General features: G+C 34.2%; 19 protein-coding genes. 17 read left to right on the top strand and 2 right to left on the bottom strand.

Going from position 1 to position 17,753, the window contains the following annotated elements:
- The first annotated feature begins 37 nt into the window (after positions 1-37).
- From FSZ17_RS14380 to FSZ17_RS14365, 4 genes are read left to right on the top strand one after another with little or no spacing between them, the layout of a single operon-like run.
- Positions 38-1,249, top strand: coding sequence for an HpcH/HpaI aldolase/citrate lyase family protein (locus FSZ17_RS14380; protein ID WP_057771221.1), 1,212 nt, complete (start codon positions 38-40; stop codon positions 1,247-1,249).
- Complete coding sequence (locus tag FSZ17_RS14375; RefSeq protein WP_228460214.1) at positions 1,176-2,558, top strand: phosphoribosyltransferase family protein; 1,383 nt, start codon at positions 1,176-1,178, stop codon at positions 2,556-2,558. The genes FSZ17_RS14380 and FSZ17_RS14375 overlap by 74 nt, the downstream gene beginning before the upstream one ends.
- Complete coding sequence (locus tag FSZ17_RS14370; RefSeq protein ID WP_057771219.1) at positions 2,551-3,672, top strand: cysteine protease StiP family protein; 1,122 nt, start codon at positions 2,551-2,553, stop codon at positions 3,670-3,672. The genes FSZ17_RS14375 and FSZ17_RS14370 overlap by 8 nt, the downstream gene beginning before the upstream one ends.
- Entirely contained in the window at positions 3,666-4,475 is an 810-nt protein-coding gene (locus tag FSZ17_RS14365; RefSeq protein ID WP_057771216.1) for a hypothetical protein, read from the top strand. The genes FSZ17_RS14370 and FSZ17_RS14365 overlap by 7 nt, the downstream gene beginning before the upstream one ends.
- Here the strand turns inward: FSZ17_RS14365 and FSZ17_RS14360 are convergent.
- The gene (locus FSZ17_RS14360; RefSeq protein ID WP_057771214.1) at positions 4,463-4,711 is read right to left on the bottom strand and encodes a hypothetical protein; all 249 of its coding nucleotides are present in this window, start codon (positions 4,709-4,711) and stop codon (positions 4,463-4,465) included. The genes FSZ17_RS14365 and FSZ17_RS14360 overlap by 13 nt on opposite strands.
- 318 nt (positions 4,712-5,029) lie before the next feature.
- Between FSZ17_RS14360 and FSZ17_RS14355 the strand changes: the two genes are divergently transcribed.
- From FSZ17_RS14355 to FSZ17_RS14330, 6 genes are all read left to right on the top strand, one after another.
- Complete coding sequence (locus tag FSZ17_RS14355) at positions 5,030-6,670, top strand: YceG family protein (RefSeq protein ID WP_322107585.1); 1,641 nt, start codon at positions 5,030-5,032, stop codon at positions 6,668-6,670.
- A 4-nt stretch (positions 6,671-6,674) separates the two neighbouring features.
- Positions 6,675-7,784: a toxic anion resistance protein gene (locus FSZ17_RS14350; protein ID WP_057771212.1), complete on the top strand. Its 1,110-nt coding sequence runs from the start codon at positions 6,675-6,677 to the stop codon at positions 7,782-7,784.
- 45 nt (positions 7,785-7,829) lie between these two features.
- Complete coding sequence (locus FSZ17_RS14345) at positions 7,830-8,441, top strand: TerD family protein (RefSeq protein WP_057771210.1); 612 nt, start codon at positions 7,830-7,832, stop codon at positions 8,439-8,441.
- Positions 8,442-8,628: 187 nt separating this feature from the next.
- Positions 8,629-9,330, top strand: a complete 702-nt coding sequence (locus tag FSZ17_RS14340; protein WP_057771208.1) for an anthrax toxin lethal factor-related metalloendopeptidase — start codon at positions 8,629-8,631, stop codon at positions 9,328-9,330.
- Between the two features lie 61 nt (positions 9,331-9,391).
- Positions 9,392-10,186 carry a thymidylate synthase gene (locus FSZ17_RS14335; RefSeq protein WP_057771205.1) on the top strand — a complete coding sequence of 265 codons (795 nt, stop codon included), beginning with the start codon at positions 9,392-9,394 and terminating at the stop codon, positions 10,184-10,186.
- Positions 10,183-10,668, top strand: a complete 486-nt coding sequence (locus FSZ17_RS14330) for a dihydrofolate reductase (protein ID WP_057771203.1) — start codon at positions 10,183-10,185, stop codon at positions 10,666-10,668. Before FSZ17_RS14335 ends, FSZ17_RS14330 begins: the two co-directional genes overlap by 4 nt.
- Before the next feature lie 70 nt (positions 10,669-10,738).
- Here FSZ17_RS14330 and FSZ17_RS14325 read toward each other — a convergent pair whose 3' ends face one another.
- Positions 10,739-10,975: a hypothetical protein gene (locus FSZ17_RS14325; RefSeq protein WP_057771200.1), complete on the bottom strand. Its 237-nt coding sequence runs from the start codon at positions 10,973-10,975 to the stop codon at positions 10,739-10,741.
- Positions 10,976-11,265: 290 nt separating this feature from the next.
- Here FSZ17_RS14325 and ilvA point away from each other — a divergent pair, with 290 nt between their 5' ends.
- The 7 genes from ilvA to FSZ17_RS14290 all read left to right on the top strand — a co-directional run bounded on the left by ilvA (position 11,266) and on the right by FSZ17_RS14290 (position 17,744).
- Entirely contained in the window at positions 11,266-12,534 is a 1,269-nt protein-coding gene (gene ilvA / locus FSZ17_RS14320) for a threonine ammonia-lyase IlvA (protein ID WP_057771198.1), read from the top strand.
- A gap of 180 nt (positions 12,535-12,714) precedes the next feature.
- Positions 12,715-12,912 (top strand): twin-arginine translocase TatA/TatE family subunit, encoded by a 198-nt coding sequence (gene tatA, locus FSZ17_RS14315; RefSeq protein WP_057771196.1) that lies wholly within the window; start codon positions 12,715-12,717, stop codon positions 12,910-12,912.
- 106 nt (positions 12,913-13,018) lie between these two features.
- Entirely contained in the window at positions 13,019-13,777 is a 759-nt protein-coding gene (gene tatC, locus FSZ17_RS14310; protein ID WP_057771193.1) for a twin-arginine translocase subunit TatC, read from the top strand.
- A 109-nt stretch (positions 13,778-13,886) separates the two neighbouring features.
- Positions 13,887-14,141: a DUF2535 family protein gene (locus FSZ17_RS14305; protein ID WP_057771191.1), complete on the top strand. Its 255-nt coding sequence runs from the start codon at positions 13,887-13,889 to the stop codon at positions 14,139-14,141.
- Positions 14,142-14,410: 269 nt separating this feature from the next.
- Positions 14,411-16,033 (top strand): sensor histidine kinase, encoded by a 1,623-nt coding sequence (locus tag FSZ17_RS14300; RefSeq protein ID WP_057771188.1) that lies wholly within the window; start codon positions 14,411-14,413, stop codon positions 16,031-16,033.
- Positions 16,034-16,198: 165 nt separating this feature from the next.
- Positions 16,199-16,777, top strand: a complete 579-nt coding sequence (locus FSZ17_RS14295; RefSeq protein WP_057771186.1) for an SCO family protein — start codon at positions 16,199-16,201, stop codon at positions 16,775-16,777.
- A gap of 157 nt (positions 16,778-16,934) precedes the next feature.
- The gene (locus FSZ17_RS14290; RefSeq protein WP_057771184.1) at positions 16,935-17,744 is read left to right on the top strand and encodes an SGNH/GDSL hydrolase family protein; all 810 of its coding nucleotides are present in this window, start codon (positions 16,935-16,937) and stop codon (positions 17,742-17,744) included.
- Positions 17,745-17,753 lie beyond the last annotated feature (9 nt).

The following is a 17,753-nucleotide window of genomic DNA, read 5'->3' as shown; positions in this document are numbered from 1 at the left end:
TTTTAAATAATTATTGATTAAGGAACGGTGTAATTGTATGAGATTATTTGCAGATCTTCATGATGTAGATTGTGATGAGATTTTCTACAAAAAGCCAACTGAATTTTCGAAGAATTCCAGTAAAGAAATGCTATCGTATGCACTTGGAGCAACACTATATATGCCTGCTACTAGACCAAATATTCATCAGGATTTACTTTCAAAAAAACATTCCGGGTTGACATCAATGGTGATTTGCTTGGAAGATGCAATCGGAGATGAAGAAGTAGAAAGAGCTGAGGCACTACTTGCAGCTGAACTGTATAACTTAAAAGAAGATATGGAAAAAGGTCTTTTAAATGAGAACGATCTTCCTCTTATTTTTATTCGTATTAGGGACTATGACCAGTTAGTACGATTAAAAAAACGAATTGATAAAGGCTTGGAGCTGTTAACTGGCATCGTTATTCCTAAGTTTTGTCCAGAAAAGGGCAGGTTAGTATTGCAGGAAATACAAGCGCTTAATCATAAAGGGTATAAACTATATGCTTTACCAATATTAGAAACGAAAAAAGTCATAGAAAAAGAAACAAGACTTAATGAGCTTGTGGCGATAAAAAAACTTGTTGATCAATTTGAAGACTTTATCTTGAATATACGAATTGGTGCTACTGATTTTTGTGGGCTATATGGAATTCGAAGAAATTCTGATACCACCGTTTATGATATTGCGGTTATTCGTGATTGTATTTCAGATATCGTCAACATATTTCTACGTTCTGATCACCCATATGTTATCTCTGGTCCTGTTTGGGAATATTTCTTTTCAAAGGAAAGAATGTTAAAGCCACAATTAAGGCAAACACCTTTTCGTGAACGTTACGGTCAGGATGGCATTCAATATAGATCAAAATTAATCGATAAACATATGGACGGGTTAATTAGGGAAATTGTGATGGATAAAACGAACGGTTTAACTGGGAAAACGATTATTCATCCGACTCATATCAGACCTGTTCAGGCTTTATATACAGTGACATTTGAAGAATATTTAGATGCTAAAAGCATTGTTGATCAGGCGAATGGAACCATTGGTGTAATGAAAAGTAGTTTCTCCAATAAGATGAATGAAATCAAACCTCATTACTATTGGGCACAAAAGATTCTATTAAAATCAGAAATATACGGGGTGCTAAATGAAGACTATACATACATTGACTTGCTCACCAACGAAGTATATGCTTCCAGTCCTCAACCAGTTAAGAGTTGAAATAGATATATTAGAAAATCCATATAATTTGCCAATAGATCAATTATTTGAAATGGCAGCAAGAATTAATAAGAAAAGATCATTTTTATTTGTAAGCAAAATATTAGGTAAACATATCCCAATTGACCCGAAAACAGGGATTTTGATTGGCTCGCTGTTGGCAAACCGCTATTTAGAGATTGTTCAAGGTGAATATTCTAGTCAAAGGAATGAACTGATCTCCTCGTTTATGAATGAAGCAGTAGACTCCTACTTTGAAGAACCGTTCATAAATAAACAGATCAACCCTGTTATTATCGGATTTGCAGAAACAGCTACTGCTCTTGGACATGCTTTTTATCAAAATTTTCATAATGCGGATTACTTTCATACAACAAGAGAACAGATTGTAGGGCTTGAGTCTGTTATTACATTTGAGGAAGAGCACTCCCATGCTACTTCACACCGGTGCTATGTAGATGAATCTCTCCTAAATAATAATAGAGAGGTAATTCTAGTTGATGATGAAATGACGACAGGAAAAACGACTATCAATATTATTCGATCAATTCAGAGCAGATTTCCAAGAGATATGTATACGGTTGTTTCTATACTAGATTGGCGTTCCGAGGAAAATATTGAACAGTTTAAAGACCTTGAAAGGGAGCTTGGGGTAACAATCCAATCAGTTAATCTCCTAAAGGGAAGGATGAACGTATCGGGTTCTCCTAATATCAAATGCCCGTCTGTTCCAACCGATGTACCTCATGTATCACAAACTATTTCAACGATTATTATCGATGAATTGTTTCCAGAGGAATTAACTCCGATGAACTTTTCGTCAAAATCATCGGAGGGGAAAGTAAAACACGTTCCATATTTAAAAGAGACTGGTAGATTTGGTTTAAATTCGATATTAAACTCTAAGTTGAACCACTCAACAAAGAAAATTGCTGCTTATTTAGCAGAGTTGAGATCTGGAAGGAACACTCTCTGTCTCGGAACAGGAGAATTCATGTATATACCAATGAAGATCTCTTCCTATATGGGTAGTGGGATTTGTTATCAGTCGACTACTAGAAGTCCTATCTATGTCGACAATCATAATCATTACGGAGCAAAATATGGTCTTTCTTTTCCAAATCCAGATGATTGGGAAATCAATCAATTCGTTTATAATATTCCTCCGTATAAATATGATGACCTATTTATTTTCTTTGAAAGAGTGGTTACTGAACAAGAACTTAGTCCATTACTTAACGAATTGAAGAGATCATTCATTAAAGATATAAAAATAGTATTCTTTAATGGAGGTTTAGTAGATGAATGAAATTATAGATGAAATGAAAATTTTCGGTTCATATGCGGAGAAGGATGTCATTTTTCTTTTAAAGGATTTAAGTAATATTCAATTAGAGGGCTCAATTGATAATCGGGAAAAGCAAATCCAGTCTGGCCAGCATTATAGTGAATCATTGCCAATAGAATATTTTCCTCCAGATAATTATATGCAATTATTCCGAGAAACTCTTAATGGATATAAGCATAAAGTAGCATTATGCACCGGTATTGTTTCCGAACAAATTTTTCAAAATAAAGGTGAAGATGCTGTCCTTGTATCATTAGCTCGAGCGGGAACTCCGGTTGGGATTTTGATCAAACGCTATATAACAGCTCGCTACCAAGTGGATTTACCACATTATAGTGTATCCATTATTCGAGACAAAGGACTGGATGAAAATGCAATCCTTTATATATTGAAGCAGCATCCTGGTAAAAAGATTCAGTTTGTTGATGGTTGGACTGGTAAAGGGGCTATTTCGATTGAATTAACAAAAGCTTGTCATCGTTTTCATAAGAGGTATGGAATCATGCTCGATGATACACTTGCTGTGTTAGCAGATCCTGGGCATTGTTCGGGTTTATACGGCACGAGGGAGGACTTTTTAATTCCGAGTGCTTGTTTAAATTCAACCGTATCGGGCTTAGTAAGTAGGACGGTTTTAACGAATGAATTAATTGGACCAGATGATTTTCATGGTGCTAAATATTATGAAGAATTAAAAAGTGCAGATGTTTCTAATGAATTCTTAGAGATCGTCACCAAGGAATTTCCATTTATCATGAATGAAGCATCAAAAGAAGCAGGTTCGAAAATAAATCTTCATGAAGAGGCAACCTTCAAAGGAATGCAGGAAGTGCTTAATATTCAAGCAGAATTTAATATAGAAACGACTCATTATATTAAGCCGGGTGTAGGAGAAACGACACGAGTGTTACTAAGGAGAGTGCCTTGGAGAATTCTTATGAAAGATCCTGAAAGCCCATATGTCAGACATATATTAATGCTCGCAAAGGAAAGAAATGTTGAAATCATACATTATCCAAATATGAGCTATACTTGTTGTGGACTAATTAAAAAGGTTGGAAAAAATCAATGTTAATGTTTGCTTCAGATCTAGACCGCACACTCATTTATTCAGAAAGGGCATTAACAGAATTTAGACAAATAGAAAACGATGATTTAATCGGTGTTGAAAGGAAAGACGAACAGGATGTTGCTTTTATGTCAAAAAAATCCTTTGAATCCTTACTTGAAATCACTAAAAAAATGTTGTTTGTGCCAGTAACGACCAGAACTTCTGTTCAATATAATCGAATTCATATTTTAACAGAAACCATTCCATTAACATATGCAGTAACCTCTAATGGTGCAAATATTTTTCATAATGGTGCACCTCTGCTGGAATGGAACCGACATGTTCGAAAGCGTCTAGAAATAGAGTGTGCTAGTCTTGCAGAAATGACTGCCGTAATAAAGACCTACAATATAGAAGGACTTTTAAAAATAGCTGATAATCTATTCTTTTACTTTCTTCTTGAGAAAGGGATTGACTTGGATACAGTAAAAAGTATCAAGGAAATGGCATCCAAGTATGGCTGGAGGATATCGATACAAGGGAGAAAGCTGTATTTCATGCCAATGCCAATTAGTAAAGGTGAAGCTGTAAAGTTTATCAAAGCGAGAGAAAGCATAAATACTGCCTTTGGAGCGGGAGACTCATTGCTTGATGATGATTTTTTAAGGCAATGTGATTATTCATTTGTTCCTTCACATGGAGAATTGGCTAAAGAAGAGAACATTAACAAGCAATACATAATAACAAAAAAGTGGGGAGTAAAGGCTGGAGAGGAAATCCTTTTAGAAATAAATGAAATGGCAAAGAACAGGATTTATTCCGGCTGATCTCCCAGCCATTTTTTCAAACAGTAAAACAATCCTCCACCAAAGAAATAAGAGCTAAAAAAAATAAGAATTCCCCACAAAATTGAAAAATGGTGTGAAATGGTCATTAAAGTAATGAAAAGAGACCAAAAAAATAAATCAATGAATACAAAATTTCCTGACCCTAATACTTCCTCTACTGGCTCTAAGTCTGAATCACTTAATTGATATTTTGATTTTCTAAATAGCAATCTCATAGTATCTCACCTTTTTATATTGAGTACTTAAACTTATGCAAGGACAAAAAGAAAGGTGAATAGTGAAAATATAGATAAAATTTAAGCACCTTCCATTTAATTTCAATTATTCATGAATCTTTTTTCATAATTATTTCGTATTGTAGAAGGAATCGTTTTAGAAAACTTCTCCATGTATGGTATGATGGTAATACGTTTACATAAAAATTATTTTTTCTGAACAAGGAGTCTATTATTCGTTTCTTTCCTAGTAAAGGAAATGAATATGTTACTACTTGTCTTATTACCATCTTTCGCTCGCAGAGGGGAAGGGATTTTATGATGAATCACTCTTACAGTCAAATGAAAACACAAATTTTGCCCATTACATATGAAAATTGGTTTAGTACGTTACAAAAGCCAATGAAGGAAAGACCGCAATTTATTATTGAACAAGATTCAATTCATATCTCTCAGATTGTTGCTTGTTTTTTAGGTTTACCTCTTGATGAGGACGAGTATTATAACCGCTTATATGATTTAATTCATACTGAACAGTCAGGACTTATTTTGATAAGTGATGATTCACTGGACAAAAAAATTGATAACCATCATTTTCAAGCTATTCAAAAGGTCCTAAATATTAATCGAGAGCAGAAATTATCTATTAACCGTTTTGTTGCATTTCTAGATGGAGAACAGTTACTTTTAAAATCAAAGAACCCCTCCATGCATAGAAAGGTTAGGGAAGCGATGATCTCTATGCTGCAGCAATTTTCATCCAATGAGGTAGATGGGTTAAAAAGTAATGAGTTGCGAAGAGTTCTTGTGGATGTAGTGAAATGGTCATTTAACCATATCGGTGATAATTGGAATATGGTTAATCCAGAGCAGTCTATGCCAAAATTTTTATGGTATGGAGATTCAAACAAAAGCCAGAAATATTTCCTGTATTTTTTACTAGTACTTGGGTGCGACATTATTTATTTTTCACCATCAGGAGACGATATGCTCTCAAGTATTGGAATAGATCAGATTGGAGTATTTGTTTACAGCTATCCTGAGCGGAAACAGGCTGAATCCTTTCCAACAGAAAGGAGAAGAAGATCAGCAACCGTTGCATACAAAGCATCAAGAGAAATTGAGTCTATTTTAAACCATGAAGGTTCCGGTCTTTATAAGCCATGGCAGCTTCGGGATTATACACCAATCTCAGTCACACTTAAAACAACTTATGATGAGCTCTTTATTTTGATCAAAGAAAAGGCAATGATTCGCCCAAATTTTGAAGTTAAGAACGGACAGGTAAAAATCCCTTCGATTTTTGCAAAAATCCAAGGCGTGAGTAAAAATCGGAAGGAGTATTGGGATCGCATACAATTCATTAGTGACAATGAGTATAGTCTATTGATCAGGAGATTTCCTTTCACAAATATTGTAAATAATGATTTCCGTTTTCATTATCGGAATGCACTTGGAAAGGATGGGCTATTAGATCCTCAAAAAATGGTGACTGCACATTATTGGAAGTATCAGCATTTGCCGACTGGTCTTCAAAATGGAATAGCTACAGCTATTCGAAATATTTGTGCAAGGCCATATTTAAAGCCTGCTTATCATGAAAATATAGAAGAGATAAAATCATATCTTTTTGCCCAAGGCATGCAAATACCTGCTAGTGTCTTGCAGTTTATGCAAAAGTTTGACTATTCTCAAGATGTGCCAAAGCTAATTCTCTATAACAATGAACTGAATGGAACGATGACAAGAACAGATGCTGCTCTTCTGTTATTATTAAATCAATTTGGAATTGACATTGTTTTATACAATCCATCCGGCCATAACGATCTAGAAAACTTTATTGAAGAAGGATTGTATGATGCACATTGGCTTGAAGATGTTGTTTTTGAACAGGAATTTAAGGAACCTTCCTTATTTAAAAAGGTTAAAGGGATAATCAAAAATATAAGGAGAGATTAAGTCTATGAATCAAACGCAACAGTCCAATCTAGAACTGACCTTGAACAAAACGCAGGATGATAAGCTTACTGAAGCATCTGCATCCGAAATAAAATTAGCACTTCGTAATGATGCGGAGGTGCAGAATTTAGCACGTTCTATAGATGAAAGAGACCAAATTCAAATTTTAGAATTTGGGAAAGAACCAGCTACACAAATTTCTCGTTTCTCTGATCAAATTTTAGGCAATATGAGAGCTACTAAAGTAGAAGATTCGGGAGAACTATTAAAGCAGCTTGGTAAGATCATGGATAAGTTTGATAAAAAAGATTTTGAAAAGACATCTGGTGGATTATTTGGAAAGCTCTTCAAAAAAGGTGAAAAACTAATCGATAAACTGTTTGGGAAATACCAAACAATGGGAATGGAAATTGATAAAGTCTATGTCGAAATATCAAAGTATCAAAATGAGATGGTCGACTCGACTACAATGCTTGACCAAATGTACGAGCAAAACTATCAATATTATTTAACTCTTGAAAAATATGCTGTTGCAGGCCAAATGAAGGCTGATGAATTAAAGACAAATCAGCTTCCTCAGCTTGAAGCTCGCGTTGCATCAGGAGATCAAATGGCTTCTATGCAGCTCGATACTCTAAGAAATGCAATTGATTTATTAGAGCAAAGAGTTTACGATCTTGAAATGGCAAAGATGGTATCTTTACAAACTGCACCGCAAATTCGACTTTTGCAAAGAGGGAATACAAAGCTAATTGGGAAAATCAATTCAGCTTTTGTCACAACAATCCCAATCTTTAAAAACGGTTTAATTCAAGCAGTTGCTGCGAAAAGACAAAAGCTTGTAGCGGACTCTATGAATGAGCTTGATAGAAGGACGAATGAAATGCTACTGCGAAATGCTCAAAATATTTCATCTCAAAGTGCTGATATTGCTAGACTTGCAGGAGGACCTAGTATAAAGATCGAAACGATTGAAGAATCTTGGAATATTATTATTAAAGGAATGCAGGAAACAAAAGCAATTGAAGAAGATAATAAACGCTTAAGAGAAGAAGGAACAAGAAGATTAGAACAGCTGCAGGACAATTTTAAAAAAATAAAGAATCAAGGGTAATTTTGCCCGTTTAATTCTTATATAAAAATTGATGAGGTGAAAATAATGGCAATTAATTTACAAAAGGGTCAACGTGTTGATTTAACGAAAGGAAATCCAGGTCTATCGAAAATTATGGTTGGGCTTGGCTGGGATCCCGTTCAAAGCAAGGGCGGTGGAGGATTATTCGGATCTTTATTTGGGGGCGGTGGAAGCCCGAATGTTGATTGTGATGCTTCAGTATTATTGCTGGGAGAAAATGAAAAAATTAGAAATAACAGCGATGTCATCTATTTTGGAAATTTAAAGAGCAACGATGGCAGTGTACAGCATACTGGAGATAACTTAACTGGTGATGGAGACGGAGATGATGAGCAAGTCCTAATTGACTTAGATCGGGTACCATCGCAAATTCAAAAGCTTGTTTTCGTTGTAAATATTTATGATTGTTTGAAAAGAAAACAGCATTTCGGTATGATTCAAAATGCCTTCATCCGTATCGTTAATTCAGCCAATAACCAGGAATTAATACATTTTAATTTAACAGATGATTATAGTGGCAAAACTTGCTTAGTTGTAGGGGAAATTTACCGTAACGGTGGAGATTGGAAATTTGCCGCAATTGGAACTGGTACATCCGCTGCAGGATTAGCAGATGTTGTTCGTTCTTATAGTTAATTGAACAAGCTATTAAGAGGCTCTGAAATAATATTAGAGCCTCTTTTTTTATTTCCAAGTTTTCCTAGTTAACGATCATATTTTGAGTTTTTCACGTATGATATAATTTACGTAATCTATCATACTAAAAAATTCTTTTGAAAACATAGATTAGAAGCATCTAAGATTTGCAGAAGGGGCGTTAACAATGAAAAGAATGTTGTCATTATTATTCACCTTGTCAATTTCCCTTCCATTAATGGGGAGTTCGCAGGCTGAAACTGACGGTATCATCCTTAAGGATTATGCAAGTAAATCCCTTCTCAATCAATCACTTGTTCTAAACTCTCCGAATCTATTAGGAAATATTATCATTCTTCCAACTGAACCATTTGATGAGCTAAAAGCTGCTGAAATTATTTCACGGATTGATAATTTACCCTACTCACTTTTGAAGAAAATTGCAAATGAGCATATTAAGGTTAAATTATTTGTAGGTAAATTAACTGATAATCCTACTGCAAGTGATCTAGCAGGAATAATTCCGAGGGGATATAAAAACGGAACGACTTGGGATGATGTTCCTGGAATAGGGGGATCTAAAACAGTTCTTGTAAAGATCGGCAACAGTGAGAAGGGGAAAGGACACAGCTCTGTTAATTTAGAGCTGCATGAGCTTGCCCATTCTATTGATCGTCACGTTTATGATGGAATCCGTTATGATGATAAATTTCTTTCAGCATGGAATAAAGAAAAAACACTGTTATTTCCGAATAATGACTATTTCCTTTCATTTCCTGAAGAATACTTTGCTGAAACATTTGCTATGTATTACCTTGGTGGAAAAGATCGGAGACTACTAAAAGAAAAGGCACCTGAAACATACAAATTTATAAAAAAATTAAATTAGTCTAAAACTGTTTCCTTTGATAAAATAATAACCATGTTGAAAAGAAAAGGTTGTGTGAAAGATGAAACAATATTTAAAACTATGTGAGCATGTGTTAGAACATGGGGTAAAAAAAGAGGATAGAACGGGAACTGGTACGATTAGCACTTTTGGATATCAAATGCGATTTGATCTGCAAAAAGGCTTTCCTCTTTTAACAACTAAGAAATTGCATATACGATCAATCATTCATGAGTTGCTATGGTTCTTGCAAGGAGATACGAATATTAAATATCTTCAAGATAACGGAGTAAGAATTTGGAATGAGTGGGCCGATCAGGATGGTAATTTAGGACCTGTATATGGACATCAATGGAGATCATGGACAGGTGCTGACGGAAAGACAATTGATCAAATCAGTGACTTAATCAAGCAAATAAAAACGAACCCTGATTCAAGAAGAATGATTGTAAATGCATGGAATGTTGGTGATATTGAGAAGATGGCGCTACCACCTTGCCACTGCATGTTCCAATTTTATGTCGCAGAAGGGAAATTATCTTGTCAGCTTTACCAAAGGTCAGCGGATGTATTTCTGGGTGTTCCATTTAATATTGCTTCATATGCATTACTGACTCTAATGATAGCTCAAGTGTGCGATTTAGAGCCTGGGGAATTCATCCATACATTCGGGGATACACATATATATACAAATCATTTAGAACAAATAAAGCTGCAGCTTAGCCGTGACACACGCTCATTGCCGATATTGAAAATAAATCCTGAAGTAAAAGATATTTTCAGCTTTAAGTATGAGGACTTCTCCTTAGAAAACTACGAGCCCCACCCGCATATTAAGGGAGCTGTTAGCGTATGATTTCTCTTATTTGGGCAATGGATGAAAATCGTGTTATTGGCAGAAATAATGAGCTTCCTTGGCATATTCCAGAAGACTTAAAATTTTTTAAAAGAACAACAATGGGGCAACCGATTGCAATGGGAAGAAAAACATGGGATTCTCTCGGGCGCCCTTTACCTGGGAGAGACAATATTGTCGTAACTCGTAATCCATCATTCTCATACGAAGGATGTACCGTACTAAATTCTATTGAAGAATTGATGGAATTTAGTAACCAACGAGACGATGAAATATTTGTCATTGGCGGGGCTGAAATTTTTAAGCTAGTATTGCCATTTACAGATCGATTATATTTAACTCGAATTTATCACCGATTTGAAGGAGATACATATTTTCCTGAAATAAATTTTTCAGAATGGGAGCTTATTTCTAAGGAAAAAGGTCTTAAGGATGAGAAGAATCCATTTGATTATGAATTTGAAATTTATAAAAGAAAATAATTTTGGTGATTTGGATAAAAAATCCATTAATTCTCAATAAAAAAGACTCCAATTGTGGAGTCTTTTTTCGCTAATAATTCGGATTGCTTAAATAATCGCTTAATTTTTTGATCATCGATTGAAACTCAGATGGATCGCAGAATTCTTCAGCACTAAAATTATTATTGACCCATTGGATTAATTCATGGGGAGTATTAAAAAATTCTCCACTAGAATCGCTTTTACGGATCATATACCTTCCATTATCCTCATCCAAAATCACTTCAACAGGCAAAGCACAATCTAGGCTACATAAAGAAAACTCCATTTCCTCCACCTCCGATAAATGTTTAGAAAAACTTGGCGTTCACGGTGACCTTCGGCGAATGCCTTAGTTTTACTTATGCGATCTTTTTAGCAGAAACTTTACTTTTCTGATTAGCTCAAAAAATCAGTTGAAAAATATTTTTCATTAACTTTCGCTTATTATATGATGAATTCCTCCTATGCTATTCAATTAATATTGGAAAAATATAAATTTTGAAAAAATTAGGTTGAAATCATGAAAACAAATGGTATAATGGAAAAATTAAATCGAAAAGAAGTGAGGGTGACAATATGGAACAGAAATTATTGAAAAAAAGGTGGGTGCAGTTGGAGGAGATTTTAATTGCATACCAGCAGCTTAAAGATATCGTCTCCCATACACCTTTACAAAGAAATGAGCGACTTTCTGAAAAATATAATTGTAATGTATTTTTGAAAAGGGAAGATTTACAGCATATCCGTTCTTTTAAGCTTAGAGGTGCGTACTATTCTGTTAAGTCATTAAGTGTTGAGGAAACGAGAAATGGAGTTGTCTGTGCAAGTGCTGGCAATCATGCTCAGGGAGTTGCTTATGCGTGCAGACATTTAGGTGTTCGTGGGAAAATCTTTATGCCCACAACGACCCCAAGGCAAAAGATTAGTCAAGTTGAGATGTTTGGCAGAGAATTTGTTGATATTGTACTTGTTGGTGATACATTTGATGATTCGTATGCTGAAGCTAATAAATGTGCTAAATCAGAACAGAGTACATTTATTCATCCTTTTGATGATGAAAGAGTCATTGCGGGTCAAGGAACAGTTGCAGTTGAAATTTTAAATGACTGTGAGGAGTCTATAGATTATGTCTTCGCAAGTATTGGCGGAGGAGGGTTAATGGCTGGGCTAAGTACATATATTAAAAGTATTTCTCCGCAAACAAAAATGATCGGTGTTGAACCAGCAGGTGCAGCATCTATGAGTATATCTATTAAGAATAAGTGTGTTACCTCATTAGCGGAAATTGATAAATTTATTGATGGAGCAGCCGTCAAAAGTGTTGGAGAGAAGACTTTTGACATTTGCGAGGAGCTTATAGACGATATTTTGCTTGTACCAGAAGGAAAGGTTTGTACGACAATCCTTGAATTATATAATGAACATGCAATTGTCGCTGAACCAGCAGGTGCATTACCAATTGCTTCTCTTGACTTCTATAAAGAAAAAATTAAAGGGAAGAATATCGTATGTGTTATTAGTGGTGGGAATAATGATTTTGGCAGGATGCAAGAGATGAAGGAGAGATCTTTACAATATGAAGGTCTGTTATATTATTTCATTGTAAACTTTCCTCAACGTGCAGGTGCATTAAGGGAGTTCCTTGACGAAGTACTCGGTCCAACAGATGATATTACAAGATTTGAGTATACGAAAAAGAATAATAAAGATAATGGTCCAGCATTAGTAGGGATAGAATTAAAACATAGAGAAGACTACCCTGGTTTAATCCATAGAATGAACAAAAAGGGGTTTGATTATACGGAAATCAACAAAGACAGTAATCTTTTTCATTTGCTTGTTTAAACAACAATTAAATATTATACTTATTATGTAAAGATAATTTTTCATTTTTGTAAAATTGTATTGATCATATTCGTTTTTGTGAACTAAATGTGAATTTTATTCAACTTTTCCCACAAAATTCGATTAAAGGACTATAATGAAAATAGATTAATTAGTAAGTCATTCTGAAGGAGGATGTTTATGTTATCAAACATCGGAGTTCCTGGATTAATATTAATTCTTGTCTTAGCATTAATAATTTTTGGTCCAAAAAAATTACCGGAAATCGGTCGAGCTTTTGGGCAAACACTTAGAGAATTTAAGAAATCAACTCGTGAATTAACAAGTGATGTTATGGAAGAGTTGGAAGACGACGACAAGAAAAAAGCGATTAAATAAGGTGCAAGATTTTTGATCTTGCCCTTTTTTTATCCTAATTGTAAAAGAAAAAAAGGTATAACTTCGCTTTTCTTATTCCAAACATTGATATTGGCAGGAGAAACAAATGGAAGATAAAGAACTGAACTTAGTTGAGCATTTGGATGAATTAAGGAAGAGGCTTATTATTTCTGTAGCTGCTTTTTTAGTTTTTTTTGTAGTAGGTTTCATGTATGTTGAAGAGATTTATAAATGGTTAGTTCGCGATCTTGATGTGAAGTTAATTGTACTTGGACCAAGTGATATAATTTGGGTATACTTTATGATTGCTTCCGTCATTGCGATAGCAGCAACAATCCCTATACTTGCCTTACAAATTTGGTTGTTCGTTAAACCAGCTTTAAAGCCTTTTGAAAAGAAAATATCGCTTTCCTATATTCCAGCACTATTTGTTTTATTTATTGTTGGTCTTTGTTTTGGTTATTTTGTCATCTTACCAACTGTGTTGAACTTTTTAGTTGAACTGGGTGGCGACATGCTGGTAACGAATTTTACGGCTGATAAATATTTCAGATTTATTTTGCATATGACGATCCCATTTGGAGTGTTATTTGAATTACCAGTCGTTGTCATGTTTTTAACCTCCTTAGGGATATTAAATCCATACGCGCTCACAAAAATTAGGAAATTTGCATATTTTGCATTGATTTTGATCGCGATCGTCATTTCTCCACCTGATTTTATGTCAGATTTCCTTGTGGCAATTCCGTTGTTATTTTTGTATGAAATCAGCATTAATTTATCAAAAATTGTATACAAGCGGAAAATGAAAAAGGAAAAGGAATGGCAAAAAAACTCTGAGTTTGAAACGATTGATGAAAACTAGTAAACTTTATAAAATCGAAAAAAGTTTCTACTTAGGGCATAATTAGACATACTTTGCTAGATGTTTCATGTATAATATAGTCAAACGGGTAAAAAAGAGGATTGATAATTTGCTATTGAAAAGCCTAGAGTTCAAAAATGCTGTTGGACAGAAGGTAAAGATTACGGAGATTCCTGTATTAGATAGAAATAGCCCATTTCATTTCATGATTCAAGTCCGTTTGCAAACTTTAATCACTTCCAATTACGGAAGTAATAAAAGAGTTAACAACATTATTTCCTTTAGAGAATATTTAAAAAGAGTTTTAAAATGGTCTGTTTATAGGCAGTTGTATAAGACTCCAGAATTAAAGAATAACGCTTAATATTTTTTGGGTATCAGTGAGAACTGGTACCTTTTTTAATTTCTGTGAAGTTGAATAGAATTAAGCAAAATAAAAACGCCACAACGTGTTCCATGACCATTCTAAACAACCTCAACGTTTACCTTATTGTCATATAACTGTGGAAGCACATCATTGGAATAATGAAAGTGTTCATGTTTTGTTGTAATTTCAAGATTTTAAAGGAATTAAGACCTCCTATGTCGAAAATGATAATAGATTGTTGAGGAAAAGAGGAATTGTGACAAATTATGAAGGATTATATTGATAACTTGCCTATTTCCAGAAAGGTTTTATTTTTCTCTTTTTATATAAGCTTGATTCTAGTTGTTTCTACAGCGGGCATTATCCTAATCCTTCAAACAAAACTAATGGAGAAACAGCTACGATATCGGGTAGTGGAAATGTCATCTCTTTGGAGTACAACAATTGATGCGGGAGATATTTTGAAGTTGAAGGATAATAGGGATACAGATCATCCTTCCTATAAAAACATAACTGAAAAAATTTCTCTCGTGAATGAAAAAGCTCCATACATGGATTCCATCATTCTTACACCTAGTGTAACAACTGAAAATACAATTTACATTCTAGCTACCTCAAAGAGTTATGAAAAATTAGGAATTAAACCCTTTACTTTTTATAGAGCAGAAGAAGCATTTATAGAGGGATTTAACGAAGCACTATCAACTAATGATATTGCCTCTAGTCGCCTGTATTATAAGAATTCTGGTCTCTGGATATCCTCATTTGTTCCAATTAAAGATCATAATGAAAATATTGTAGGGGTTCTAGGCTTTGATATAAGTGCTGAAATTATTAGTGAATATCAAAAAGATATTTCTGTATACTTAATTGGTACTTTTCTAATAATAATGGTTCTCGGGTATTTTGTGCTAAGGAAAGGACTAAAAAATGTATTCGCCCCGATCAATGAGATCATTACAGGCTTTAATGAAGTAAGTAATGGAAATTTCAATGTCAAATTAAAATTTACGAATCAATCCGATCTAGGTGTTTTATCTGAACGATTTAATAATATGACGAACCAGCTTTCATTGCTTTTTGATCGATTATCTGCAACTTCTAAACAATTTGGAACAATGAATAGAAGTGGCGTTTCGTTGCATAGATTCGAGGTAGCCATTGATGAGATGGAACAAATACTACAAAGATCTAAAATTCAGCGTGAGCTGCAAAGAGCAGAAAAAATGAATGCAATTGGTCAATTGGCTGCATCAGTTGCTCATGAAATTAGAAATCCGATGACTGTCGTGAAAGGATTTTTACAAATCTTTTTAGCAAAAGATCAGATGAGTGATGAAGAACGGATGTACATACGACTTATGATTGAGGAAATGAATCGCGCTGAAACGATCATCAATGATTATTTATCTTTAGCAAAGCCAGACCTTGAACAGACCGAAAAGGTAGACGGAGGTGAATTGGCATCAAAGGTACTTGATTTAATAAACTCCTATGCAATGATGTCAAAAAATATATTGCTTGTTCATGATTTACAAGAAGGCGTAATCATTAACGGTAATATAAGCGAAATTAAGCAAGTCCTAATCAATATTTTAAAAAATGGAATAGAAGCAATGAAAGATGGCGGTACTTTAAGCATATTCGTATATAAAGAAGGTCCGTTTGGTGTGTTTAAAATAAGTGATACTGGAATTGGAATGAGCAGTGAAGAGCTTGAAAGATTGGGAACTGCTTTTTATTCTCTCAAAGAAAAGGGAACTGGTATTGGCATGATGGTTTGTTATCAGATTATTGATCGAATGAAGGGGAAAATAGAGGTCCAAAGTCAAAAAGGAAAGGGAACAACTTTCAAAATTTATATACCGTTAATTGACGAAGAAATGTAATGATAAAGTTGTCCTTCTATTTAAATTCTCGGATTTTTTATTGAAAAAATAGTTGAAAAATAATTAATAATTAATGATTGTCACAATTTCGCCATACTTTTTTCTTTCTTCTCTCGTTTACGTCTGCTAGAATAGTTTCGAATATGTAGAGGAGCGGATAGAGAGATGAAATTTCGAATTATTACTATCATTACCATTTTAACAGTATTTGTACTTTCAGCTTGTGGTAAAAGTGAAATAAAAGATGCAAAAAATTGGCCAATTACTGATTTTACATATACAGACAATAATAATGAAACATTCGGTTTAGATGATCTAAAAGGAAAAGTATGGGTTGCAGACTTTATTTATACGAATTGTCCTGATGTTTGTCTACCAATGACGTTTAATATGGCTAAATTGCAAGAGTTGACCAAAAAGGAAAAGATCGAAAACATTGAGTTTGTATCCTTTAGTGTAGATCCTGAACTGGATAGTCCAGAGGTATTAACGAATTACGCAAAGGAATTTAATGTAGATTTTAAGAACTGGCACTTTCTGACTGGCTATAAGCAGGAAGAGATAGAGAAATTCGCAATGGATAATTTTAAAACGATTGTCAAAAAACCTGAAAATGACCCAAATGTTATACATCAAACATATTTTTATTTAGTTAATCAAGATGGGGAAATTATGAAAATGTATTCTGGGGATAAAGAAACTCCATATGATGAAATCATAAAAGATATTAAGACTTTACAATAGACCTTTTTTGGTCTATTTTTTCTGCGAAAAATGGGAATATGTGCAAATGGTACCTTTGATTTAAAAAGAATATGGATGCTCGTGTTATAATATATTACAGAAAAAATATTACCCCCCCCACTACTTAAAGATTACGTTTTATAAGGAGGGTGAATACATGAGAAGTAAATTGCTTATTATCGTTTTAAGTACGGTCATTTTATCCTCATGCAGTACACATTCCACTTCCAATGCAGTAAGCTTTAACCAATCAAAGGAATCGGCGCTCTTGGCTAAGGCAGAACTGCCTAATGATTTTATTCCGCAAAACATTACGATTGTGTCAGCAGGAGATTCCTTAACTGAAGGGGTTGGGGACAGCACAAATCGTGGCGGATATACACATTATCTTAAAGATAAGCTAGAGGAAGATAAGGGGATAAATGAGGCTAATTTCTATAACTTTGGAGTTAAAGGTAATCGATCAGATCAGCTTCTTAAAAGGCTTAACTCGAATAAGGTAAAGACAGCGATTGGTGATGCAGATTTTGTTATCTTGACAATTGGCGGGAATGATATGATGAAGGTTGTTCGAGAGAACTTCTCAAATTTAAATATGCAGGCCTTTCAAAAGCAGAAGCTTATTTATCAAGATAATTTAGAACAAGTGGTCACAACAATTCGAGAGGAAAACCCACGAAGTATGGTTGTTTTAGTAGGATTGTATAATCCATTTTTGAAATGGTTTGCGAATATTACCGAAATTAATCAGATTGTTGACGACTGGAATGAAACAAGTAAAAATGTGCTCGCAAAATTTCCAGAGACTTATTTTGTAGAAATTGATGATCTTTTCGAAAATAATTCGGATGAATTGCTGTACGAGGATTATTTCCATCCAAATGATAAAGGATATGAACTGATTGCTGACCGAATTTACGAAACTTTAAAAGAGGAAGCTTTATTAAAGCTGCCAAATAAATACTAGCAGAGGGAA

Source organism: Cytobacillus dafuensis, from assembly GCF_007995155.1.
Lineage (GTDB): Bacteria > Bacillota > Bacilli > Bacillales > Cytobacillaceae > Cytobacillus > Cytobacillus dafuensis.
Note: the sequence above shows the minus strand (reverse complement) of the source record. Positions and strands in the feature narration are given on the sequence as shown.

Bases quoted from the DNA above. Each gene is read 5' to 3' on its own strand.
- FSZ17_RS14380 (WP_057771221.1), top strand. From the start codon at position 38: ATGAGATTATTTGCAGATCTTCATGATGTAGATTGTGATGAGATTTTC.
- FSZ17_RS14375 (WP_228460214.1), top strand. From the start codon at position 1,176: ATGAAGACTATACATACATTGACTTGCTCACCAACGAAGTATATGCTT.
- FSZ17_RS14370 (WP_057771219.1), top strand. From the start codon at position 2,551: ATGAATGAAATTATAGATGAAATGAAAATTTTCGGTTCATATGCGGAG.
- FSZ17_RS14365 (WP_057771216.1), top strand. From the start codon at position 3,666: ATGTTAATGTTTGCTTCAGATCTAGACCGCACACTCATTTATTCAGAA.
- FSZ17_RS14360 (WP_057771214.1), bottom strand. From the start codon at position 4,711: ATGAGATTGCTATTTAGAAAATCAAAATATCAATTAAGTGATTCAGAC.
- FSZ17_RS14355 (WP_322107585.1), top strand. From the start codon at position 5,030: ATGATGAATCACTCTTACAGTCAAATGAAAACACAAATTTTGCCCATT.
- FSZ17_RS14350 (WP_057771212.1), top strand. From the start codon at position 6,675: ATGAATCAAACGCAACAGTCCAATCTAGAACTGACCTTGAACAAAACG.
- FSZ17_RS14345 (WP_057771210.1), top strand. From the start codon at position 7,830: ATGGCAATTAATTTACAAAAGGGTCAACGTGTTGATTTAACGAAAGGA.
- FSZ17_RS14340 (WP_057771208.1), top strand. From the start codon at position 8,629: ATGAAAAGAATGTTGTCATTATTATTCACCTTGTCAATTTCCCTTCCA.
- FSZ17_RS14335 (WP_057771205.1), top strand. From the start codon at position 9,392: ATGAAACAATATTTAAAACTATGTGAGCATGTGTTAGAACATGGGGTA.
- FSZ17_RS14330 (WP_057771203.1), top strand. From the start codon at position 10,183: ATGATTTCTCTTATTTGGGCAATGGATGAAAATCGTGTTATTGGCAGA.
- FSZ17_RS14325 (WP_057771200.1), bottom strand. From the start codon at position 10,975: ATGGAGTTTTCTTTATGTAGCCTAGATTGTGCTTTGCCTGTTGAAGTG.
- ilvA (WP_057771198.1), top strand. From the start codon at position 11,266: ATGGAACAGAAATTATTGAAAAAAAGGTGGGTGCAGTTGGAGGAGATT.
- tatA (WP_057771196.1), top strand. From the start codon at position 12,715: ATGTTATCAAACATCGGAGTTCCTGGATTAATATTAATTCTTGTCTTA.
- tatC (WP_057771193.1), top strand. From the start codon at position 13,019: ATGGAAGATAAAGAACTGAACTTAGTTGAGCATTTGGATGAATTAAGG.
- FSZ17_RS14300 (WP_057771188.1), top strand. From the start codon at position 14,411: ATGAAGGATTATATTGATAACTTGCCTATTTCCAGAAAGGTTTTATTT.
- FSZ17_RS14295 (WP_057771186.1), top strand. From the start codon at position 16,199: ATGAAATTTCGAATTATTACTATCATTACCATTTTAACAGTATTTGTA.
- FSZ17_RS14290 (WP_057771184.1), top strand. From the start codon at position 16,935: ATGAGAAGTAAATTGCTTATTATCGTTTTAAGTACGGTCATTTTATCC.